Here is a 22,215-nt window from a genome sequence, read left to right on the forward strand (position 1 = left end):
CCCATCACATGAGCATACATTTTTCATAATCGACAAAGATCGTCCAAGAGCGCACCAAATAACAGATGGTTGCAGTTGTCGAAAACATCAGTCGTCTAAGTTCACCTTAGATCGAGTGCTGTTTTATGCCCCACCCATGCCCCATTACATCACCGGGCAGCAGTCGTCATCGCTTGCACGATTGATGAAGAACGTGACGCGTCCAAGCACCTCTACTTCTTCCAGTGCGCTTCCCTCTATTGCCTCTCCATCATCTGTAATGAGCGACTTTCCCATCAACTTGGCAAACTGCGTATGACCATCGCAAAGTATAAGCAGCACATCCCCGGGCGCGCATTTGGCTGCTGGCTCAATGACTGCAAATCCTGAATCAGTTTCAAGCACCCTACTTTCTGCGCCGATGTTGCAAATCACCTCGGGTGAAAGTTGGCGCTCGACATAATCGCTTGCAGGTGATGCAAATCCCATTACTGGACCCTCCCCATGTTACGCAGGATCCAGTACCTGTTATCGCTACCGTCTGTCGTCTTGTCAGCAAAGTCTTTTTGGTATCGCTCTATCCAGGCATTCGCTTCTTCGCGCGTGTAGTGCCAGTTGAACTCCCGCAATTTCTCTACGAATGCGTCTGTGCTCAGGTAACGATACCCCTTGGGGTTTAACTCTAGGGCCGCAACAAACGCGGCATGAATGTCTGCTGTGCGTGGCATAATCACCTCACAAAATAACTGTATGTATATACAGTATCGTCAAATATGAGGGTCGATCAAGTTTCACAGTGGTGCTAAACTTCAGACCTTTCCGAATTGACTGATTTATATAATGTTAAAGCTCTTTGCTAAGTACACATCAATCGGCGTCATTAACACGCTCATTCACTGGGTTGTGTTTGCTATCTGCATATACGCGTTTCACACAGGTCAGGCGCTTGGTAACTTCGCCGGATTCGTCGTGGCAGTGTCATTCAGCTTCTTTGCAAACGCCAGGTTCACGTTTAAGTCTTCGACAACCACGATGCGCTACATGCTGTATGTAGGGTTTATGGGATCCTTGAGCGCAGCTGTTGGTTGGGCTGCCGATAAGTCCGGTATGGCTCCAATTGTGACTCTCATTCTCTTCTCCGCTATCAGTCTGGTGTGCGGCTTTATCTATTCAAAGTTCATTGTCTTTAGGGATGCGAAATGAAAATTTCTCTGGTCGTTCCGGTATTTAATGAAGAAGATGCTATTCCAATCTTCTACAAAACCGTGCGGGAGTTTGAAGAGCTACAACAGCATGAAGTAGAGATAGTCTTTATCAACGACGGCAGTAAAGATGCGACAGAATCAATAATAAATGCGCTCGCTGTGGCCGATCCGCTTGTCATTCCTCTTTCCTTTACCCGCAATTTCGGTAAAGAACCTGCGCTGTTTGCAGGACTGGACCATGCAAGCGGCGAAGCTATTATCCCGATAGATGTTGATTTGCAGGACCCAATTGAGGTTATACCGCACCTGATAGAGAAATGGCAGGCCGGGGCGGATATGGTGCTGGCTAAACGCTCTGACCGGTCCACCGATGGGCGACTCAAGCGTAAGACCGCAGAGTGGTTCTATAAGCTGCACAACAAAATCAGCAATCCGCAGATCGAGGAAAACGTTGGCGACTTCCGCCTGATGTCTCGAGATGTGGTTGAAAACATCAAGCTAATGCCAGAACGCAACCTTTTCATGAAAGGCGTTTTGAGTTGGGTTGGCGGCCGCACTGATGTTGTTGAATATGCCCGCGCAGAACGTGTTGCCGGGGATTCTAAGTTTAATGGCTGGAAACTGTGGAACCTAGCGTTAGAGGGTATCACCAGTTTCTCAACTTTCCCACTGCGCATGTGGACGTATATCGGCTTGTTCGTTGCTGGCCTGGCCTTCATCTATGGCGCATGGATGATCGTCGACACGTTAGCGTTCGGCAACCCGGTTCGCGGCTATCCATCAATGCTTGTTTCAATACTTTTCCTTGGTGGGGTTCAGTTGATAGGCATAGGTGTTCTTGGGGAGTATATCGGAAGGATTTATGTTGAAGTTAAGGGAAGACCGCGATACATCATCAAAAATTATGAACCAACAAACAAGTCTTAAGGTGTTAAAATGCTTCGTTTCAATTTAGACAAAAAGCTTTTTTCAATGATATTGCTTATGTCATTGATATTCTTCTTACCAATTATCTTATCAAGTCACTATTACGTTGATGATTTAGGTCGTTCTATTTACGGATATTCAAAGTGGTCTGATAACGGCAGGCCTCTTGCTGATCTTTTATTCCTATCTTTGAGCTTTGGGCCTCAGTTGCCAGACATATCTCCACTACCGCAATTGCTTGCCTTGGGCATCTTATCGCTGAGCGTTTACTTTTCTGCAAAAGCATTTCTCACTGAATTTGATGGGTACGTTGCTGCCATCATTTCAATGGTTGCAATTTCAAGCCCATTCTTGTTGGAGAATATATCATATAAATACGATGCTTTCCCAATGTCGATATCCGTATTGTGTGCAATAATTCCTTTTGCATTCAAATCGGTAGAATTAAAAAAACAATTTCTATATTGCTTCACTTCTGTAATTTTAATTTTGTGCATCTATCAGGCATCAATTAACATATATATAATATTCGCTATTTTATACGTATTAAATATATTCAGATTAGGTGAAACTCGCAATGGATTGTTATCAATAGTAGCATCCATTGGCGGATTAGGTATTAGTTATATTATATATTCAACTTTCATTTCACCATATTTTTTAGTTGGTAGTTATAATTTAAGGCATAGTGAACTTGCAACTTCAGGAATAAATGATGCCTTAACGGTTCTATCACGCAATATTACCGAATTTGGAAAATTGATAAGTCTTGTTGTTACCACGCCATTTATAATATTTTGTGTAGTGGTGTTAACATTATCTTTAATTGCGTTAATTAAGATCTCGCTTGTTAAATGCAGTTACTCTAAGCCTGAGAAAATAATGAAGCTTTTAGTCATTGTATTTTCTCCATTTGCAGTTTTGTGCATGATAACAGGACCCATGATGCTCCTGAGGGACCCAGTACTATCTCCCAGGGTTCTAATGGCATTTGGAACTGCGTGCTTCTTCTTTGCGGTTCTTTCCACCTGGGCCTTCTCTCGCACAAAGCTTTATAAATCATTATGCGGTATTTTATTTACAGTCTACGCCCTATACTCTTTAGGGGTTGCCTATGCTTACGCGAACTCACTTAACAATCAAGAAAAGTATGAGAATGCGATAATTCAATTAATGATGTCTGACTTAAACAGCCTTGGCTTGAGCAGTTATGAATTTATTGCTTTCAAAGGTGGAGTGTCGTTGTCACCAGAAGTTAGGATGGCAGCAAAAAAATACCCAATAATTTCAAAACTTATACAGCCGACAATAAATAATCAATGGGTGTGGGGCCATACCCAAATGATGCATTTCGATTTGGATAAAAAATTTCAAAGCTTTGATTATCACATGTCGCTTAAATCGAGTTTATGTACATTTGAAAATATCAGAAACTCTAATAACTATAACATTTTAATTGATAAAAAAAGCTCAACTATTGTGTTTGATTTCACGAAGACAGAGTGTAAATAGTTTTTGAAAGCCCCCCACCACATAATCTGTAGGGGGGGGGTATATTTAAATGCTACTGGTATAAGTGGCAGCAGTATAGATATGTTTCCATATCTTATTCTGCACGTTTACCATACCAACACCACACGACAGGCTAGCGTTAGAATTATAGCACCCTGAGTTATCAACAGATGTTAATTTTGTTAAGTCACAAGCTATGTTGTGAATCCCCCGCATTAACCTGATGGTTCCAGCATTTGATGTCGCTAAAGTATTAGAACCATCGGTATCAACATCACCACTTATGTAGTACGATCCAGCATTCGATGAAAATGGAACAAATCCTGAAGCAATCAGTGCCTTTACGTTTTTACAGTAAACTTTAGCTGTAGTCCCAGTTAGATCGACTACACCTGTAGTTCCATCAAATGTGGCATTGCTGATATAAATTTCCGGTTGTGTGGCCATTGCGGCCAAGGAACCGAATGCAGCAAGCCCCCTAAGCTGCGTAACGTTATTGGCGTGTATTTTAGAGACACTGTTAGCGCCAATTCCGCGGAATATACGGCCTTGCGTTGTGTCCGTAAACAAAGCCTGAATGTTATCCAAGAAAATTTGACCGATAACGCCCCGGCTGTTTATAACCGCGGCATTGGCGTTAACCGGCAGTATAGTACGACAGTTGTTAATGAAAATTGTCTCGCAAAAAGTGGTATTAGCATTGTTAAGCGCCACCATGCCCAGGCCATTACGAGGGCCGTTGTTGATAGTTAACTGATGAACCATTGTTCCATAAGTGCCAGATATCCCTACCACATGCGCTACGTCGTTACGTGTATAGACGTTTTCGATAGTTAAAACATCAATCTCCACTCCATATAAGTTAGGAGAAGCACCATATCCACGGTCATTAATTTCTATGATTGGGTAGGCGTTTGCAGGGTTAGGAACTGCATAAATTTCGCTAACATGTAAATTATTGACCTTTGTATACGTCAAGCCATTGGTGTCAGCATTAAATCGTGCCACAGCGTGATTAGTGTTGCCATACAAGCCAGCAATTTTCATGCGCACATAAACCCCGGACCCGTCGCCACCGAAGGTCAAAAGCGTTGTAGTTGTCGTTCCTTCATCGTTGGCCTGGTTCAGGCTATAAATCCCAGCGATATCTACGTTAGAGAAATCACCTGGCTCACTGATGTCGTAAGACGGATAGTCTCCCACAGTGAGAGCGCACATATCATCGCCTGTTACACCGCTTAGGTTTCGGATGTAAACATTCTGACAAGGATTCTGTAAATGAAGACCGTCTGAAATGGTATTAAAACGCAGACCATCTACATGTAAATTCTGAATTTTAGCTATCAGCCAACAGTATTTACGGGCGTTGCGAACGAGAATTCCGCCACCGATACGTAACGTGGTTACGTTTTTGAATACTGAAGCCATGCTCCCGGTACCATTAAATCCTTTTGCCAGACCATTAAAATCAATGGTACCCGGCCCCCAAACTTCAATGAAGTCGTCTGCTGTTCCCGCACCGGCGTTAACGGCGTAGCTGTAATTCTGAAGAATATTGCCGTTGTAACTATCAACAGCTTTAAGAATAACACCTGCGCCAATCCATAATCGCGTACCTGAGCGCAACACCCAAGCACGATCTGTAAGATATGTACCCGGCTTCTCGAAACGAATATCCCCGCCCGCGGCAAACATAGCATCCAGACCGGAGCCAATGATGTTTGTGGTGCTTGGTTCAATACCATACATCTGCGGAGTTCGGTATTGGATGGCAGATCCGACAGTGCCAGCAGGGTAGACAGAGCCAACCGACAATCCAACCAACCCAGCCCCGCTTGTAGCCGCCAGCGCAGCACGCAATGAAGAATCACCAACCCCAATCCATGCACCAGGCGCAATGCCGCCAGTGCTGGCAGGTGTAGAGTTTTCCGGGACAACTTTTGGTCCAACAGCAAACGAGCCAGTCCATTTGTAATACTCGCCGTCGGCTGTGTTCAGCAGCACCTCATTCGGGTTGTTTATAGTCGCACCGGTAGTGAATGTTTTCCCGGTAAGGATAACGTAACCGAAGGCGTTCATGGCCTGCTGTGCGAGGTAATTGATGCCTTCAATGGTGTAATGCTTCACGCCAAAGCGATCGGTATAAGTCCAACCTTGAGAGGTGACGAACTCGTCAATTTTACCTGCATTAAATTTCAGGTCGCGAGGCGATTCACTTGGTACTGCGTCTTGAGTTGGTTGCGTGGCCATATTTATTCCATAAAAAACCCGGCACGGTGGCCGGGTTGGGTTGTTCGGAAAGGGTCTTATTGGTAGATGGCGTCGCTGTATTCCGCGACTGTCAGAGATACCGTGTTGTCTGTGTTCGGTTTGATGCTGTTAACCGTCCATAGCTGACTGTCCAGTTCCTCCACCGTCGCTATGAGATAGCGAGACGGGAGCTGCACAGTGTCTCCGTTCCATATATTGAGCTGAATGTCTGGTATTGCCGCGGTGAAGCCGTACTTCGTATCGCTACGGGCGGTGGCCGGATAACGCAGAGTCGGATTGCCAAGACTGTCGGTCACCAGCACATACATCGAACCGGTGAAGGTGATCGGCTCACTGGTATCAAAGTTATTTCCGGCGCGGCCGGTGATGTAACCCTGTTGCTGGTTGCTGTCGTAGATGTCTGGCATCTGAATAACGCTGCCAACCTGGATAATGCCGTCTTCGAACACTTTGGCGTTCATCTTCACCCGGGAGTAGATCAGGCGCTTGGTTTCGCGCAGCGCGCGTTCACGTGCCTGATACTCGTTACGGAAGCCCACTATCTCAAGCTTGTTCGGGTTCTCAGCTTCCTGTTCGACGATTACACCATTCAGCACGCGGTAGTTGATGTACGTCTTATTGTTCGTGGTCGGGTGGACGTAGGACACCTGTACGCCGTCGTAGCCGCCAGGAAGCGTGGCCTCGTACGTCATTTTGTACTCGTCCGTCTTCATGTTGGCCCGGTTGAATACGGCAGCCGGGTAGTCAACCTTCTGATCACGGGTAAACGTCAGCACGCCGTCGTCCCAGTACGCCACCACCGACGCAGCATTACAGATCGCCTGCACGCGGTCGCCCAGCGAGTCATTCTCGTCGTCGAACGTGTAGTCGAAGTAACCCAGTCGCTCATCAGGCAGGCTCTCAGCAATAGAGTAAAGACCGTACAGGTCAATGCTGCTTACCGGCTGTTTACCCATAATCAACCAGGTATGCGCCACCGCATCAGCGAACGAGCGCGACGGCCGCAGCGTGTAATCCACCGTCTGCGTATTGAGGTCGTACGTGATGGTATGACGCGTCACCAGGGCGTTATATTTGCGCTCACGGCTGCCCAGGGCATTCTCCGTCGCCCTGACTTTTACGCGCACCAGCGTGTCGGTCGGGTGGACGACATTCGTACGGATGTTAATGCTGTGGATCTCTTCGACCTTCAGAAGTGACGCGTCGCCAGAGTTGTCCGTGCGCTGGAAGCTGACCGCGTACTTCCCGAAGCCGCCGGTCGGAGTGATCTTGTCAGTGCGATAAAACACCTCACTCGTCGACTGATGCGGCGTCGTCTGCCTGTATGTAAACGTCTGCTGCGTACCAGGGACTTGGTTGTACTCGTCGTCGATCTTCCAGATAACCACCTTCCAGTTGGTCTCTTTCTTCCCGCCGAGGCTGGACTGAGTATGCAGCCACAACTGAGTTGACTCGACCGGGGAAAAGAACGGCCCAACCACCAGCGCCTCGTTATCGTTAAGGATGAATTTCGTGGTGTTGATCGTGGCATTCGCCGGGATGTCCTGCGGCCCCTCCAGCTGGTTCATCGTAAACGTGTACCAGCGCACCGGGTTAACAACCGCGCCGTCGTTTGTTTCAACGGCGGAGATCAGCGTGCCGGAGAATGTAGCATCGGTAGTAACGGTTCCGGAGGCCGTGCTGTACGTCACGTTGATGGTGAAGGTTACAGCGTGCGGCAGAACCAGCCCCATGAAATAGTCGAACTCAGCTTGCTTAACGATTTTCATCGCTATCTGGCCGCCGGAATACGTTCCGCTGACCACCGTGTTTGCCGTTGCTGTTTCGATCGGGAAGTCGCTGGCTTCGTTCTGACCGGGAACTTCCTGACCGTCAACGTCATCGAATCCGTACCCCTCAACGATCTGCGGGATTACTTCGCCAGGCTGGAAGAACTGGAATTCGGCACCGGCCAGAGAGCCCAGGCTGGATTCTGAGTAGCGCACGGACTCATAATCGTATTTACCGATTCCGATGCACATCCACTCTGTAACGTACTTCAGGCCGCCGTCTGTGGAAGTCTGGTGTACGTATTCGAATACCGACTCCTGAATCAGATCCGGGAACGAACGAATCTGCCCGTAAATGTCCGGCTTTGCCTTGTAAACGCGAGCGGTATTTGTCTGACCGGTCAGGCTATTGTTGGGCGAGTCGACGGTATTACCGCCGTTGTTTGCTATAGCGGGCTTCGGCGCCAGGAACGAAAACACCTGGCCAACTACTTTGAATATCGGGCTCAGGATGTCGCCGACAATGCCCTTTGGCTGGTCGAATATCTGGATATGGTCCAGCTCGCTCAACTCAAACGCCAGCTCATCATCGTCACCCAGCTTTACGCCGTTGCGGACGATCAGCAGGTCGCGGTGGAAAGTAGCGTCATTGGCCGCCAGCCAGTCATAAAAAAGGGTGCCGTTTGGCACCCTGCAACGCAGCTTAGGCGTTCCTGGAAAATTCGATATCTCAACCAGCGCCATATTCGAAAAACTCCACTTTGGTGAATGCCCGCTGAATGACCAGCAACGAGTCCATTCGCACGCTTCCATTCTCGCCGCGCGAGTGCAGCGCCATCCGGTTCAGCACCAGGCCAACGTGCGCCGGTTGCGCGCCGCGGTACCCGACAAATATCCCGCCATCGACAGGTTTATCGACCTGGCGCCAGAAAACGACGTCACCCTCATAGCAGGTGAAGAAGTCGGCCCCGGCTTCGTAATCCGGCGTCTGGTGAAGCTCAATGCCGAGAACGTGCCGGTAATACAGCACCACCAGCCCCCAGCAATCCACCTTTTCGAACGAACAGGCCCGGTTAGCCCACGGCACGCCGATCACCTGTCGAACAAAATCAGAGGTATTGCAGGCCAGTATATTCCGTTGGGTCATAGAGCCTTCCGATGTTGTTGTTCAGCGGGTTGGTGACAGACAGGGTTACCGATGCGGCGTCGGCATCAATATCTACCGTCTTGACGTAAAGCTGCCACGACTTAATCGGCACCGACACATCGCCGCTGTCGAAGATCTGCCGCGTGGCCGTGATGGCTGTTAGCCGGGCCGCGCCCTTCCACTGCTTCATCAGCGCTTTGATGTCCGACGACAGCCGTCCTAACTTCACCGTCGCGTCGATCACCGGCGTACCGCTCTGCTGACTCTCTTCGATTTCAAAGCGCGCTGGCGTGAACGTCTGGCCGCCAAGCGTCTTCGGGAAGAACTGCTTATCGACCAGGCGGACATAGCCAAATGATGGATGGTAGAACGTGATTGTGTCGTACAGTCCGCGCGTCGGGCGTTGCTGCTTGTACTTCCTGAAGCTCGGCATTACGGCACCCTCGGCAAAGATTCCGGATCGCGCCCGTCCGGATAACCCGTGACAACGATATCCAGCCATGAATCCCACGGTGGCGGCAACTCAACAATGATGTCGTCGAACTCGTCGTCGGCGTTGTAGAGGTAGTTCGCAATAACCGTCCCCGTCCAGGTCACCACCCCGCCGTCGATACTGGTTTGGACTGGCATCTGCGTGAAGTGAAGCTCCTGCAATTGCAGGCCACTGCCGCCAAGATTGATATTCATCCGGAACCAGTTCAGGCCCCGGTTGAGATAGTTCGGGCTGCGTAGCCATTGCTGGAATGCGCGCTCCTCAGCCAGAGTGAAGATCCACGTCAGCGACCAGGTCACTTTCAGGTCGTCGGTTTGATTCTCGAAGATAGCCGGGCCGACCGCTGGCTGATCGGTCTGGAACCCGGTATCGAGAGTCATGTTTTTGCTGGCCTTCTGCGCCAGCGGCAGCCAGTCGGGATAGTCGATAATTGGCATCTAAACTCCAGGCATTAAAAAACCCGCCGAAGCGGGTTTGATTATTCAACGGACCGTGGACCAGATGGCGTATCGTAAACATTGATTTTTATATCAACGATATCGCCATTATTGGTAAATTCCAGGTCCTCTCCAGCAGGAGCAATGCCTTTGATGGTGGAACCGTCCTTTAAAGTAAAGACAAACTCCACCGCCCTGTTAGGGTAAAACTTATTTGGTTTACCTATTTCAATTGGGAAGGATTGCACATCGTTTGGCTCAATAACCACACATATCTCCTTATAACTGACCTCGAGGTGTTCTTTTCGCAGTTGTATTGCCAGTGATAGCCTGCGATATAGGACCTCCATTATTCAAGTCAGCAATAATGGCATCCACGGTTATAGTACCATCTCCGTTGTTAGTAGCTTGAGCGTCAAATGTGGCACTCGTCATATTCTGAACGTTGATTATGACGCTAACTCCGCCGCCTGAAGTCATATCCTTGTTGCTGATCACCTTGCCATTGTCGCCCGGTATCATGTACTGCTTACCGGTGCTGGCCTGGTAAATCTCCGGCTTCCCTCGCTCACCGACCTGATACATGCTTCCCGATGACACAGGTCCGCCATTGTATCTGGCCCCAGCCAAAGCCAGCCCTTGAGCAAGCCCAACGGTAGATGCAATACCAGCCATCGCAGGCGCTGAGTTTGCGCCAAAGGATGCCAGGCTGGCCAGCGCTGCGGCTGGAGCCCATGCGGCCGCCGTCGTGGTAGCCATACCGACAGAAGCAGCGGTAGAAGCTGCGCCCAATGTCTGACCGATAATGAAGTTTTTGAGAGCCTCTACCCCAACCTGGACTAGCGCATTTACCACGCTATTCAGCATCGTGTTACCGAGTGAGCGCATAGCATCCTGCGCTGACATCGTTCCGGTGATCAGCCCGGTTAACGCATTGGATGCATTACCTGAAAACGCATCCACCGCGCTTGTCAGCATTTCATAACCAAGACCTTGTTGACTGAGCAATTGCCACTGAGCGGCTGTAATCTGCTCATTGAACTGGTTTTCCTGCGCAGTCTTTAAGGCAAGGTACTGGGCATCGGTAGCTGCCTTTGCAGCAACGAACTGATCGTAATTTATTTTCCCTTTTTGGTAACTTTGCTGGAGTATCGCCTGTTCCTGCTGCTGATATTGCTGCATCAGGGCTAACTTCTGGTTATTTTCGTTCACCAGTTGCTGTACCGGGTCAACTTCGGCTCGGGCAGAAGCTACCGGATTGACTGTGGCCTGGGCGTTAATCTTGGCGAGGTTATTCTGGTGCTCGAGCGCCATTTTCTCCGTGGCAGCGTTATACTCCTTGAGATCTATTTTCCCAGCGTTCAGTGCGGCCTTCAGATTTTGCATGGATTCGGCGTAGGATTTATTCTCCGCCTGCAAAGGCATTGCCTTAAGTGCTTCTGTTACCCCTTTGGCTGCTGCTGATGCATCCCATGCTTTTGCTGCATATTCACCGGCCTTTTTGATTTGCTCCTGGGTTGCAGAATTACCCAGTGACTGCTGAGCACGTAATATGGCCTGCTCTCTGCTTAGCTCCTCCGTTGAATCAGCTGCCAATTCTGACTGCTGACGCAAATTTTCAAGCTTATTTGCAATTGATTCGGACTGCGCCTCAGTTTTCTTGCCAGTTTTATTGCTTTCCTTTCTCGCCTCGGTTACTCGGTATGTCTCCGCATATTCATCCTGAAGAGTCTTGATGCGTTTCGGATCCGTAACCCCAGCGTCGGCAGCATCATACTGAGCCTGAAGCCTTGCTCTTGCCTCTCCTTCCAGTTTGGCTAGAGCGAGCCTGCGCTCAGAGTTTTTCACCAACTTTGATGTTGCTGCATCGTCTCCGCTTGTTTCGGTCTTGAATCCTTGGTTGTTCTTAGCATCACTTGCTGCTTTAGCTCTGATATGAGCAATTTCACCTTCGACCTGCTTTAACTGAACGGCGGCCTGCGCACGACGAGTCTGGAATACGGAGTCTGTCTCATACCAGCGCTGACCATCTTTAAGCTCGGAGTTTAATTCTTGTTGTAGCTTGATAAGCTTCGGCATTCTGGAAGAATCACCGACATTTTTATTGTAGTAATTAAGATTATCAGCAACACTTTGCATCAACCCCGCCAGGGTCGAGGTCAAGCCAATCGCCTGATTGATGTCGTTAATGGCGTTTTTAAATGCTACGTCCAGGCTATTTTTCGCCCTGTCGATATTGACAGGCATCTTGTCGAACTCTTCGTTAACAGACTGGGATTGTTTTTGAATAGCGTTAAGGGCATCTTCAGCCGTTAACTTGCCCTCCAGCATTCTCTTGCGGAGATCACCAATCGATATTCCAAGTCCAGACGCAATCTGGCGAGCAAGCTCTGGCATTTGCTCAAGGATGGAGTTGAACTCTTCGGCTCGTACAGTGCCGCCGGCGATTGACTGCCCGAACTGGCGAAGTGCGTTAGCCATTTCCTCAGAGGATGAACTGCCTATGGTGCCTATCTTTTGAAGCGTCGAAGTAAGCGCAAGGATCTGAGAGTTTGTTGCACCAGCGCTTTTTAATGCTGTGGTCAGTGATTCCCACAAACGCTCTGTTTCAGAAAGGCTGTTACCTGTTTGTGATGCAATAGCTGAAAGAGCTGACATAGTCTCTTTAGCTGTATCAATACTTGGGCTGAGCCTGGTGATCCTGGCCTGCAAGGTAGCCATCTCATCACCAATCGCAATCAGCCTTTTGGCCGTCTCGATGGTGAAAGCTGCGGCAATCGCCACTCCTACTTTATTAAGCGCTCCCTCAAAGCGGCTAACCGACCCGGATGCTCGGTCGAAATTGGAGCCCATTTTATCAAGCCGATCGTTTACTTTACGCTGTGCTTCAATAAGCTCTGCTACGTCCATTTGGACTTGATAAACAATATTCCCAACCTGTTCACTGTTGGCCATGCTTTTCTCCGGGCATAAAAAAACCCGCCGGAGCGGGTTTTAATGTTCAAGTGTTTATTACTTACATCTATTTGGAATGTCTTTTTCTGCAATCTCACCTTGCTTTGTGAGATCGTAAATTGTCGGATCGTCTATAGAAATCTGGCTTGCCTTTTCAACCACAGGGGCAATAAATACCAATGAGGCTTTATTATCACCTTTGGTCACTTCAGCCTTGCCGCATACGTTTCCAAATCTGGCGTACACTGTGTCTCTGTCGTCAGGGAAGAAATTAACTTCCTTTAATGAAACGACTTTTACGTCTTTTGGAAAGAAACCGCTTTCTGCTCTTTGTTTCACAGCATTGACAATTTCTGCATCAGTAGCCGCCATAACACAAGGTGCAGCGAGCAGCGTTCCCAATAAAATTAATGTACGCATCTTTCTATTCCCCATTGGTAAAAGTGGAAACATCCTAACCAGGAATAGCACAGTTGCAACGGAAAAGGCTGATTTATTGACTTCAAAAGCTGGTAGACCGAAGTTCGGTTACTTCTGATTCTCCCTTGCCAGCCTGCGCTTACGTCGCGCAAAGTAGTCATCTGCCGCGCTATCGTACTCATCCCGCGTATACCCCTTCTGTTCAGGGTATTTAGCAACCAACATCATCTGGAACTCTGTCATAGTCAACTGCGCGGCCTCTTCTTTGCTGATGTTAAAGTGATTTCTCGCAGCAATGATGTAATCCGACGCCCTGAATTCATTGGTAGGCTCGTTCGATTCGTGGCGCTGTAGCTTACGTAAGTTTCCCTTCCCGATAACACCGTGCATCATCAAGCTTTGAGCGATAATGACCATTTCCTGAGGCGACATAATACCCTGCCGCCACCTAAATCCGCGCTTCCGGCTTTTACTTGGCTTCATCCAGCCGATAAGATCCCCTACATCATCCTCACAGCATGCAGACAAAACCGTATGCGCAGCCATGATCGCCTTACGGCTTAGTATGCCGCTCTTGATGTAGTGAATTACATATTCAGGCAGGCTATCATATTCTGAATGAATGTAGGATTCGGCAGCCTTCTTGATGAGATTAGCGGCCTCATCATTATAAAGATCGTAAAACGTCTGAACGATTTCTACCGGATCGCCGATACTTGATATCGCGAGAAATGACGGGCGGAAAAAGTAGTCCTTATCCCCGACACTAATAAGGCATTCTCCAAACTCTTTAACTGGTGTCATCTATCCCCCCATAAGCAAAATCAAGGGCAGCGATCTACCCTTTGTTTTGCTTACACAGTGACAGTTACGGTGTGGGTTGCCGTGAATGCACCATCATCAGTGGTGACAGTAATCACTGCGATTCCCGCCGTAGCCCCCGATGGGGCAGATACAGTTACGGTACTACCTGAGAAAGCCACCGTAGCGCGAGCTGGCACGGATGAAGTGACAGTAAATACTTTATTGTCAGCATCTTCTGGGGAAATGTTCACGGTGAACGTTGTACTTGAACCAGCCGCAATAGAACTGCTGGTTGGTGTAACCGTCACGCCTGTTACCGCGATATCGCCATCAGCTTCGGTAATCTGGAAAGTAGAACCATCTGCCAGCTTGAACTCAAAGCTGTAGGTGACAATTTCCTTTACGCCGCCACCATCACTGGCACCAGACGGCACCATGTAGCCGATGTGATAATAATCGCCCCAATGGAAACGCATCCACACGCCAGGCTGACGGCGGGCGCGTACCTCATCAACGATATACTTCACGAACTGCTGAACGCCGAATTCGTCGGTGCGGTCCTTAACACGCACCTCACCTTCAATCGAATAGGTTGGATCGAGGCTGGAGATCAGGTTTGAACTGAATCCGCCATTATCCGCATCAGACGTCAGCGCCTCAGGACTTAAATCCCACGTAGCCGAAGTTGGAAGACCCATCAACTTCCAGTCACCTTCCTCCGGCACCATGTCAGCGCATCCGTACGCCAGTTCCAGCGTCTTCGCGCGACCAATTAGTTGTTCGTTATTGGAGCAGCCTTGCATCGTTGCTTACCTCATTTCTGATAATAAAGAAGGCCGCTCAGAGCGACCTTGTGTGATGTTGATTTTTAGCTATCCGCCGAAGAGACAGGCAAATTGCAGGCGCCACACCATACGCCCTTCGGTAGTCATTACAGGTGATGGTATGCCGCCCATATTTGAGATTTGCCCCAGGCAGCGATTTGTCATCGGATTGGCTTTCACATATTCGATAATGGCTTCAACATCGGCCTCGGCTTTGGCCTTATCGCCCTTAGCCGTTCCTGCAATAACGTCAACCAGAACGTAATAATCTGCTGCCATATCCCGGTCTACCGCCGTGCCGCCATTTGGGCGGAAGACAATGAACCGATCGGTTAGTTTTCCAGAATCTACCCAAGACAAAGACTGGATGATGTAGCCAGTAGTAAGCCCAGCATCAACGAGCACGTTGCGAACACGCTTATACATCGGAGTGGTCAAAGTGATAGTTCCTTCTTAATTGCCGCGTCGATTTGCCTGCGGGTATCATCAAACCCTTTGGTTAAAAACTCCTTCCTGGCCGTCGCCCGGCGGAAGTTCTGAGGTACGCTTGGGTCATGGACGTATGCAGCATAGTTAGCTGAATAACCCACCCGGCCAGTCACGCGATTGCCATTTACAGTAATCTCGCGGAACTGGCTATTGATGAGGGTGGATGTATCGATCGGGGTATAGAGCGTCGCTTGCGATCCGCCGATAATCAAAGCTGATTGCATGGCTCTGACGACCTTTCTCCCCTGAATATCACCAACCAGAGCATTAAGGTTTTTCTTCGCCTGGCTGATGCCCTTCACTTTGATGCCCATGGCTACACTCCAGTCAGGATGGCGTAATCATCCGCAAGGCGCTCGAACGTGTCGGCGTAGCGAATGACCTGCCTCACCTCGTCGGCACCGGCCACAATCGGGTCGGGTTCGGTAGACACGCCAATCAGCAGATAATCACCCGCGGCCGCCAGCGCAAACTCCGTCCAGACGGTATTCTTCACGACGATTTCGGCACCCAGGCTGGCTAACTTCTTGCTGAGCCCGCCCTCGTAATCACAGAGGATTTGCTCAGGTTCGGCATAGCCAAGCGGATCGCCGTATTCGTCATTACCTTCCAGCTTGCGCCAGATAGTAGCGGTGGCGGTATATGACCAGTTTGCAACACTCGACACGCGTTACTCCTTCAGCGCCGGAATGCGCTCAATCTCAAACCACTCGATATTCAGCGCATTGACCTGCTGGCCTTTACCGACCGGCACGAAAAGACCTATGACATCACCGCATTCCAGTTGCAAATACCGCTCAATGACGATTGGTGAAATCACTGTCTCGCTGAAAGTTTTAGCTTCTCCAGCAACGCGGAAAACTACCGTCACATTCAACGCGCTAACCATGTTTGTTACAGTCGCCATATTTCACTCCTTCCAGCGCAGCACCTTCGCGCCGGTCGCCCGGATGCGCTCACAGTTGATATGCCACTCGCCGTCCGATTTCACGTAGCCGGTAGTCTCCCGCCCGGTGTCGGTCATCACCCAGACGCGGGTGAACGAGCGCGGCAGACCGTGCTTAACTGATTTGTACGTCATCACTTATCCCCGCACATGCAGCCGCCCTTACCGATCCAGATACCAGCGAATGCCGGGGTGGCGGTAGGGTCGGCAGGAATAAGGGAGGTTGCACAACCGTATTTATCCAGCCCGCGTAGCAGGTTCACTGATGCTTTCCAGCGGTCGGTGAACGACTGGTACCGGAATGAGCGCGACGCTCCGCTTGGAGCCGTCTGACTGGAGATGTATTTATCCCCCTGCCCGAGCCCCATAAGCGCCAGCAGATAGAGCTGAATCAGCAGCGCGGTCGATGCAGGATAATGCGCATCAAGACACTCCTGAATACTGTTGGCCTGGTCGACGAGAGCCTGAAGAACAAAATCGGGAATGGTAATTCCCTGGCTCTCCAGATACTCCTTCGCCTGTCCGAGAGTTACCATTATCGACTCCGTGAAATACCCCGCCGGAGCGGGGCATAAAAAAACCGCCTTAGCGGCGGCTGTTATTCAGCAGGGAAAAGCTTTTCGAGTTCACCATCCGGCAACAACTCACTGAGCTTTTCAGCGCCCAGATTTACTTTAAACTCGATTCCCAGTTCAGTCAGACGAGCCTGGATAACCTCTTTGCGAGATTTCTCACCGGTACCGGCATCAGGTGTTGCGGGTTTCAGCTCTCCACCAGCCTCGCCTTTCATCAGCCGGACGTTAGACTTCAACGCCGGATGAAGCTCTTTCAACTCCACCACGTCGCCAACCTTCACGCCGAACCATGGGCGCACAACTTCGTATTTAGCCATGCTGTTTCCTTACGCCAGGTTAGCGCCGTAGACAACGCCGGACAGGCCCTGATCGTCTGCGGTAATTTGCAGACCTTCAGCAGACATGATCTGGAAGTTGTAGTTAACGTTAGGCAGTGGGCGCGGCAGCGGAACAACGCCTACAGCCATACCCACCAGTGGAGAGATAACATCACGACGGCGAACGTAGGCGATAAACTCGTTACCGGTCAGCGCGAAGCTCATGCGGATTTCTTTCACCGGCGCGAACGGCAGAACCGCCTGCAATACAGTGCCGCTTACAACGCCATTCACCACGTACGGCTGCGCCAGGTTTGCCCAGATTTCCGGGGAAACCCACATTACATCGTATGCGGCGACTTTGTTCGTGCGGGCGGTAGTACCGAACGCGCCCTTACCGAAGAACGCAAAGAGCGCGGTCATGTCGGCAGTAGTCAGGTCGATATTCGCGCCACCAGCACCGGAACCGAGGTTGATCTTCTTGGTGTTTCGGTGGTTCTTAATGCCCTGCGCCGGGTAGGACTGAACCTGAATTTTTGAATCGCCGTTGAGGTAGTAGTTGACGCGCTTCTGGTTGAACTTGCGCATCTTCGCCATCTGCGAGTCCAGCACCAGATCGATGCCCACAGAGTTCAGGCCAGCAGCATGACGCCAGTTAACACCGTAACCAGCAGTGAACACCGGAATCGGGTCGCCGTCGCTCGCGTAGTCAGTGTGGTCGAAGGAGAACGGCGCCTGACCATCTATGCTTACTGACACGTCATCGGCGATGTCGCCAACCACGTTATACAGCTTGGCGGTTTTACCGACCGGCAGCACCGTCTGAACGCCGATCAGGTCGTTCACGATTTCCATGCCAACTTCCTGATCCCGCAGTTGCAGCACCTGGTTGTCAATCTCAGCCCAGAAGTCACGGGAGAAACCGCCCACTGCGTTACAGGCCAGCATGTCAGCAGTCATCATCGCGCGGTTAGCCGCAATGATGGAATCGTTCTGTAGGTTCCACATGTTACGGTTTGCCCACAGCTCACTCCAGTGCCCGCCAAGGCGGGAGTTAGTCGCCAGCGTCTCTTTTGAGAAGTACATATGTTTTTGTCCTTTTGTTACGCGCCAGCAGCGGCGGCAGTGCCAACGCGCATGCGCACGCGGATGAAGTCGGTGGTGCTGGCCGCGATGGTGTATTCATCCTGGCTGTATCCGATCACTGAATCAGTGTCATCGGTTGCCAGGGTAAACTGACCGGCAGTGCCCAGCTTGATCGGGCTGTCTTTTTTATACGCACCAGGCAGGCAGCGCAGCGCCAGCTCACGACCTTCTTCGACGTAGTTACCTACTGCCGAATCCCCGGCAGGGATTGATTCGGTGATGGTTAATCCCTGGTGATAACCGACATCGATGATGTACAGGCGGCCGGTTAGCGCGGTGGCCTGAGCGAATTTATCGGATGAGTTGATGGTTGCCGCAGTACCAGGAAGCAACGCTGCGGCCGTGGTGCGGGTTTCGGTCTTGTACAGAGACTGACCGTCGATATTAACGCGACGATAACGTGGCATTATTCCGGCTCCTTACTTGAAGTGTTCGTCTGCGGCAGGTGCGCCGGTTTCTTTGTGCTGTTGAGCATTGTTGGTGCCCAGCGGAGCAGCTTCGCCCAGCGACTTGAACATTGCGTCCAGGGCATCGCCAGAAAGCGCGTTGGCCACGATGTCGCCATGGACCTTAGCAACCGCATCACGCTTGGCTTTCTCTTCAGCGCGTGAATTGGCGGTCAGGGTGTCAGCGAGTTGCTTCTGGTTGGCATGTAGCGCATCAACCTTTTCCGCGAGAGGCTTGATAGCCGCTTCAGTATTGGTCGCAACAGCCTGGCCGATCATGCTGCCGATTTGTTCCAGTTCTTCTTTGGTTAAAGGCATGTCGCCCTCCGTTTTGTGGTTTGGTGCAGGCTGTTCCTGCGGTGTGAATAGAGCTTTGAATTTGTTAGCGACGACTGCCACCCACGACTCCTGGCGCGCTACTGCGGTGCCGGTGTCGTCGAAGGCGATAACGCCGCCCTCAGATTTGTAGCCAAACACCTCAGCGGTTCCGCCGTTACGGATGATTACAGCTTGCGAGTCAGTGAAATCAGCAACCCATGCGTATTCATCCGCCCCCGCCGCAAACTTCGCTTTGGCTGCGCGATCGAGACGCTGCTCGCGCTCACGGTAGGATTCACCCACCAGTGCGCCAGAGTTAGCCTTAAGCGGCTTAGCCAGATCGGCATTAACCATCAGGCCTACTCCTTGCTCAGGGGTGGCCGCTCCGACTTCGTGCAGCAGGATCGCGTCATGGTCCATGCTGTAGATCTTGGCTACCCAGTCGGCGCCGGTAGCGCGTTGCTGTTCGTTCGGTTCAAGCTGGTCGAGGAAAGCGGCCACGCTGGTATGAATAGGCGGCACGTCATCTCCACGCTCGATAGCTGCGACGCGCTCGAGTAGTTCTCGACCACCTTCAGACTCACTGGCACGGGCAACATCAACCCACTTTTCGAGGTAGATACGGTTACCGGACTTCTTAACGTTACGGTTCCACGCGCCTACGTAGCCGACGTTAAGACCTTCAGGAGAGAAGGCCGACACGAACTGACCGTTAACCTGTGGATGACCCAGCGGCGCGAGCGTGCCTTCCAGCCCCTGATAGTGGGCGTTGATTTCATCTTCTGTGTACAGCCCGCCATTCATGACGACGTTCGCCGGCAGCGTATAGCTCGGCAGCACCAGATGCTCACGACCGTTATGTGTTTCGCGCCGGATAGACTGGCTGTTCACCTTCGTGGTGATGTTGACCTGAATATGCTCACCATTTTGCGGTGCCGGGATTGGACGCTTTGCTTCGTGGTTTACCTGGAATTTCATAGGTTATTTCTCCGCCCAGGCGTAACCGCGCGCCTGCATCGATTTATATTCCTGTTTGAGTTTCGTGATGGTGTCCGGGTATTCCGGGTTCCCGTCCGCATCCACCAGTACCGACTGCTGGCTGCATTTGCAGTTGATGGAGTTGCCATCCTTGCTGTACCAGTCACGCACCTCTTCGTTGGTGTAGAGGTGGGCATGGCGCACTGCGTGGGTATGTCGGGTTGTCGGTGACAGAGCCGAGATGTGAACCAGAAGCGTTTTAAGGCCGTAAAGGTCATTCGCCTCCTGGTCTTCATCCCACTTAGCCCTGCGCAGCGCGGTGGTCACTTCTGTACGCGCTATTCTGTTCGCGCGGCGCTTCTCGATGCCGGTCTGGACCGTCAGGTTGCGGGCAATGTCCAGCGGATTGAGACCACGGCCCACCCCATCAGTCAGTACGCGCGCCATGTCGCGCTTAACGTCAGCTGTCAGCCCCTTCATTTCCTCAAACACACGCGCATGCACCAGCGCCATGCGTTGCTGATACGGGTCGCTTGCGAGGATGGACGCTAACGACTCACGACCAGCGGCGTACACCGGCGACTGCTGGCTGAGGTTGTAGAACGACTGTCCGGTCCCTTTCTCCGAAGCCAGATCGATGTACTCGTAAAACCACAGGTCGTAATCGCCACCTTCAAGCAGCACCTGATCAACCAGGTAACTGGCATCGTTCAGGATGATAGAGAGTAGCGTTGGGTTTAACTGGTATTCGTATCTGGCGTTTACTGCGAGGGAGGAAGGTATTTTGTCGAGTGCTGATTTGTACGCCTTGCCAATCTTATTCATGCGCCTGGCGAAGTCTTTCATTGCTCGGCGTTCCAGCGCATCGGCCCCGGTCGGATCCTGATAGTTACGCGGTAGAATTGGTGGCTTCGTCTTCTTCGTCGCCATCCTCTTCTCCTAAAGGCTCTTCGTCGTCATTGTCATTGTCATAGCCCGCAGCCGTCCGAATCTCTTCACGGGTGAACGCTGGTTCATCGCCGCTGCCCTGCATGGTCTGGTTAATCTCGCCCATAGTCTTGGCGTTGGTGAGCTTCTCAGTACCGGTCTGTTCGTTCAGGTCATCCCAGATAACTGCTTTCTGGCTGACTGAATCGACGATCTGCAAGTCAATAAGCTTGTCGCAGAAGTCCTCTATCTCGAAAGCGAGGTCTACTCGGCGCGACTGACAGCGAGCATTAAAGTATTTCTGGTCTTCAGTGCTGGACCGCTCAGCCTGCTGGTTACCAACCAGAATACGCGTAGGAATATCAACTCCTGCGGCGGCTGTTTGCAGGTTTACGTTATAGGTTGGAGACGGATCAGAAACCGGAGAAACAAGGGAGGTTACGCTGGCCCCCTGGAGAGAAAGCAGCACATCATTGCCGCGATTCATCTCGCGTGCAGCGTCATTAAATTTATCCTGCAACTCATCTACTTCAACGCCGTACATAGATGCAATGCTGCCAAAGTCGATTTCCTTGTCGAAACTAAGTGCTAACTGGCGAGCGGCGTTCTTCAGGAATGACTCACCAGACCCGCCCTCTACCTTCTCCAGGCTCACAAAGGCGTTATAAGCTGGCTCAAGGAAGCCAATAGCATCGTCTGAGTAATCACCAAGGATGAAAACGCGATCGGGGTGGATATTGACGCGGCGACTTGAGCCATTCGGCAAGCGTTCGGCGTACTGCCACATTTTCGGCTGACCGTAAGTCTTCGAGTTCAGCCCAGTGTCCCACTCGCTCACCGTTAGCGATCCGGCCCATGCCACGGAAACCTTCTGCAACCCTCGCCCTTTGGTAACCGGAAGGTTCCAGTCTTTTTCATCGCGGACGTGCAGAAGGATGCCTGCATAACGACCGACAAGGCGACGGCGATCCGCCTCGGCAAATGAGCGCCAGAACCGGTTGTTGAATACCTGCTTTGACTTGTTTTCCCAGGCGGTTTCGTTTTCGCTCTCGTCGGCATCGTCACCCTCGATGATTTCCGGGTTCGTCTGCCAGCACTTGCCCACCAGCTTCTCAACTGCACCGTGAGCGATACCGCCACGGCGGTACAGGGCATAGAGGTTTTCGTAGGTTACCTGCTCAGGGAATCCATATTCGCACCATGCGGAATGGCGCTTATTATCCAGCCCCATCGTTGGCGCCATCAGCCCCATACGGGCGCGCGCCATCCGCGCATCGTTCAACGCATGGTTGACGGCGAGAGTTAATTTGTCAGTCATGGTTTGTCCGTT

General features: G+C 50.9%; 27 protein-coding genes. 3 read left to right on the plus strand and 24 right to left on the minus strand.

The genetic code is table 11. The annotated features are described in order from the left end of the window. Positions 1 to 144: 144 nt before the first annotated feature. Positions 145 to 468, minus strand: a complete 324-nt coding sequence (locus ACYVJ4_RS16580) for a hypothetical protein (protein ID WP_032105094.1) — start codon at positions 466 to 468, stop codon at positions 145 to 147. After that, the gene (locus ACYVJ4_RS16585) at positions 468 to 707 is read right to left on the minus strand and encodes a hypothetical protein (RefSeq protein WP_032105095.1); all 240 of its coding nucleotides are present in this window, start codon (positions 705 to 707) and stop codon (positions 468 to 470) included. Before ACYVJ4_RS16585 ends, ACYVJ4_RS16580 begins: the two co-directional genes overlap by 1 nt. Positions 708 to 819: 112 nt before the next feature. Between ACYVJ4_RS16585 and ACYVJ4_RS16590 the strand changes: the two genes are divergently transcribed. From ACYVJ4_RS16590 to ACYVJ4_RS16600, 3 genes are read left to right on the plus strand one after another with little or no spacing between them, the layout of a single operon-like run. Further along, positions 820 to 1,182: a GtrA family protein gene (locus ACYVJ4_RS16590; protein ID WP_032648602.1), complete on the plus strand. Its 363-nt coding sequence runs from the start codon at positions 820 to 822 to the stop codon at positions 1,180 to 1,182. Then, the gene (locus ACYVJ4_RS16595; protein ID WP_048248611.1) at positions 1,179 to 2,111 is read left to right on the plus strand and encodes a glycosyltransferase family 2 protein; all 933 of its coding nucleotides are present in this window, start codon (positions 1,179 to 1,181) and stop codon (positions 2,109 to 2,111) included. The genes ACYVJ4_RS16590 and ACYVJ4_RS16595 overlap by 4 nt, the downstream gene beginning before the upstream one ends. A gap of 9 nt (positions 2,112 to 2,120) precedes the next feature. Then, on the plus strand, positions 2,121 to 3,623 hold the full coding sequence (locus ACYVJ4_RS16600) for a glucosyltransferase domain-containing protein (protein ID WP_047719014.1): 1,503 nt from the start codon (positions 2,121 to 2,123) through the stop codon (positions 3,621 to 3,623). A 45-nt stretch (positions 3,624 to 3,668) separates the two neighbouring features. On the opposite strand, the gene ACYVJ4_RS16605 is transcribed toward ACYVJ4_RS16600, so the two are convergent. The 22 genes from ACYVJ4_RS16605 to ACYVJ4_RS16710 form a co-directional block, all read right to left on the minus strand. Continuing rightward, the gene (locus tag ACYVJ4_RS16605) at positions 3,669 to 5,873 is read right to left on the minus strand and encodes a tail fiber/spike domain-containing protein (RefSeq protein WP_180256050.1); all 2,205 of its coding nucleotides are present in this window, start codon (positions 5,871 to 5,873) and stop codon (positions 3,669 to 3,671) included. 56 nt (positions 5,874 to 5,929) lie between these two features. Beyond that, positions 5,930 to 8,407 carry a host specificity factor TipJ family phage tail protein gene (locus ACYVJ4_RS16610; RefSeq protein WP_180256049.1) on the minus strand — a complete coding sequence of 826 codons (2,478 nt, stop codon included), beginning with the start codon at positions 8,405 to 8,407 and terminating at the stop codon, positions 5,930 to 5,932. Further along, the gene (locus ACYVJ4_RS16615; protein ID WP_048248618.1) at positions 8,394 to 8,810 is read right to left on the minus strand and encodes an NlpC/P60 family protein; all 417 of its coding nucleotides are present in this window, start codon (positions 8,808 to 8,810) and stop codon (positions 8,394 to 8,396) included. Before ACYVJ4_RS16615 ends, ACYVJ4_RS16610 begins: the two co-directional genes overlap by 14 nt. Further along, the gene (locus tag ACYVJ4_RS16620) at positions 8,773 to 9,243 is read right to left on the minus strand and encodes a hypothetical protein (protein WP_048248620.1); all 471 of its coding nucleotides are present in this window, start codon (positions 9,241 to 9,243) and stop codon (positions 8,773 to 8,775) included. The genes ACYVJ4_RS16615 and ACYVJ4_RS16620 overlap by 38 nt, the downstream gene beginning before the upstream one ends. Then, positions 9,243 to 9,740 carry a hypothetical protein gene (locus ACYVJ4_RS16625; protein WP_045341936.1) on the minus strand — a complete coding sequence of 166 codons (498 nt, stop codon included), beginning with the start codon at positions 9,738 to 9,740 and terminating at the stop codon, positions 9,243 to 9,245. Before ACYVJ4_RS16625 ends, ACYVJ4_RS16620 begins: the two co-directional genes overlap by 1 nt. A gap of 41 nt (positions 9,741 to 9,781) precedes the next feature. Next, positions 9,782 to 10,009, minus strand: a complete 228-nt coding sequence (locus tag ACYVJ4_RS16630) for a hypothetical protein (protein ID WP_045344867.1) — start codon at positions 10,007 to 10,009, stop codon at positions 9,782 to 9,784. 10 nt (positions 10,010 to 10,019) lie between these two features. After that, positions 10,020 to 12,695 carry a tape measure protein gene (locus ACYVJ4_RS16635; RefSeq protein ID WP_460461235.1) on the minus strand — a complete coding sequence of 892 codons (2,676 nt, stop codon included), beginning with the start codon at positions 12,693 to 12,695 and terminating at the stop codon, positions 10,020 to 10,022. 57 nt (positions 12,696 to 12,752) lie between these two features. Beyond that, a complete protein-coding gene (locus tag ACYVJ4_RS16640; protein ID WP_460461236.1) occupies positions 12,753 to 13,097 on the minus strand; it encodes a hypothetical protein in 345 nt (114 codons plus the stop codon). A 126-nt stretch (positions 13,098 to 13,223) separates the two neighbouring features. Beyond that, positions 13,224 to 13,919 (minus strand): DUF6246 family protein, encoded by a 696-nt coding sequence (locus ACYVJ4_RS16645; RefSeq protein ID WP_063613715.1) that lies wholly within the window; start codon positions 13,917 to 13,919, stop codon positions 13,224 to 13,226. 50 nt (positions 13,920 to 13,969) lie between these two features. Then, positions 13,970 to 14,722 carry an Ig-like domain-containing protein gene (locus ACYVJ4_RS16650; RefSeq protein WP_045142329.1) on the minus strand — a complete coding sequence of 251 codons (753 nt, stop codon included), beginning with the start codon at positions 14,720 to 14,722 and terminating at the stop codon, positions 13,970 to 13,972. 69 nt (positions 14,723 to 14,791) lie between these two features. Then, the gene (locus tag ACYVJ4_RS16655) at positions 14,792 to 15,181 is read right to left on the minus strand and encodes a phage tail termination protein (RefSeq protein WP_063613713.1); all 390 of its coding nucleotides are present in this window, start codon (positions 15,179 to 15,181) and stop codon (positions 14,792 to 14,794) included. Then, positions 15,178 to 15,546: a hypothetical protein gene (locus ACYVJ4_RS16660; RefSeq protein WP_063613712.1), complete on the minus strand. Its 369-nt coding sequence runs from the start codon at positions 15,544 to 15,546 to the stop codon at positions 15,178 to 15,180. Before ACYVJ4_RS16660 ends, ACYVJ4_RS16655 begins: the two co-directional genes overlap by 4 nt. Positions 15,547 to 15,548: 2 nt before the next feature. Then, positions 15,549 to 15,899, minus strand: coding sequence for a hypothetical protein (locus ACYVJ4_RS16665; protein WP_316365902.1), 351 nt, complete (start codon positions 15,897 to 15,899; stop codon positions 15,549 to 15,551). 3 nt (positions 15,900 to 15,902) lie between these two features. Continuing rightward, positions 15,903 to 16,139 carry a hypothetical protein gene (locus ACYVJ4_RS16670; RefSeq protein WP_213314067.1) on the minus strand — a complete coding sequence of 79 codons (237 nt, stop codon included), beginning with the start codon at positions 16,137 to 16,139 and terminating at the stop codon, positions 15,903 to 15,905. Between the two features lie 3 nt (positions 16,140 to 16,142). Continuing rightward, the gene (locus ACYVJ4_RS16675; RefSeq protein WP_039273331.1) at positions 16,143 to 16,313 is read right to left on the minus strand and encodes a hypothetical protein; all 171 of its coding nucleotides are present in this window, start codon (positions 16,311 to 16,313) and stop codon (positions 16,143 to 16,145) included. Beyond that, a complete protein-coding gene (locus tag ACYVJ4_RS16680; protein WP_063613709.1) occupies positions 16,313 to 16,714 on the minus strand; it encodes a DUF7370 family protein in 402 nt (133 codons plus the stop codon). Before ACYVJ4_RS16680 ends, ACYVJ4_RS16675 begins: the two co-directional genes overlap by 1 nt. Before the next feature lie 62 nt (positions 16,715 to 16,776). Beyond that, positions 16,777 to 17,070 carry a hypothetical protein gene (locus ACYVJ4_RS16685; protein WP_063613708.1) on the minus strand — a complete coding sequence of 98 codons (294 nt, stop codon included), beginning with the start codon at positions 17,068 to 17,070 and terminating at the stop codon, positions 16,777 to 16,779. A 9-nt stretch (positions 17,071 to 17,079) separates the two neighbouring features. Continuing rightward, a complete protein-coding gene (locus ACYVJ4_RS16690) occupies positions 17,080 to 18,156 on the minus strand; it encodes a major capsid protein (protein ID WP_032104697.1) in 1,077 nt (358 codons plus the stop codon). Between the two features lie 17 nt (positions 18,157 to 18,173). Continuing rightward, positions 18,174 to 18,623, minus strand: a complete 450-nt coding sequence (locus ACYVJ4_RS16695; protein WP_032104699.1) for a gp53 minor capsid family protein — start codon at positions 18,621 to 18,623, stop codon at positions 18,174 to 18,176. Between the two features lie 12 nt (positions 18,624 to 18,635). After that, positions 18,636 to 19,958, minus strand: coding sequence for a hypothetical protein (locus ACYVJ4_RS16700; RefSeq protein WP_074173754.1), 1,323 nt, complete (start codon positions 19,956 to 19,958; stop codon positions 18,636 to 18,638). 3 nt (positions 19,959 to 19,961) lie between these two features. Next, the gene (locus ACYVJ4_RS16705) at positions 19,962 to 20,888 is read right to left on the minus strand and encodes a phage minor head protein (protein ID WP_032104701.1); all 927 of its coding nucleotides are present in this window, start codon (positions 20,886 to 20,888) and stop codon (positions 19,962 to 19,964) included. Continuing rightward, positions 20,848 to 22,203, minus strand: a complete 1,356-nt coding sequence (locus tag ACYVJ4_RS16710) for an anti-CBASS protein Acb1 family protein (RefSeq protein WP_063613707.1) — start codon at positions 22,201 to 22,203, stop codon at positions 20,848 to 20,850. The genes ACYVJ4_RS16705 and ACYVJ4_RS16710 overlap by 41 nt, the downstream gene beginning before the upstream one ends. Positions 22,204 to 22,215 lie beyond the last annotated feature (12 nt).

Source organism: Angustibacter peucedani, from assembly GCF_054779595.1.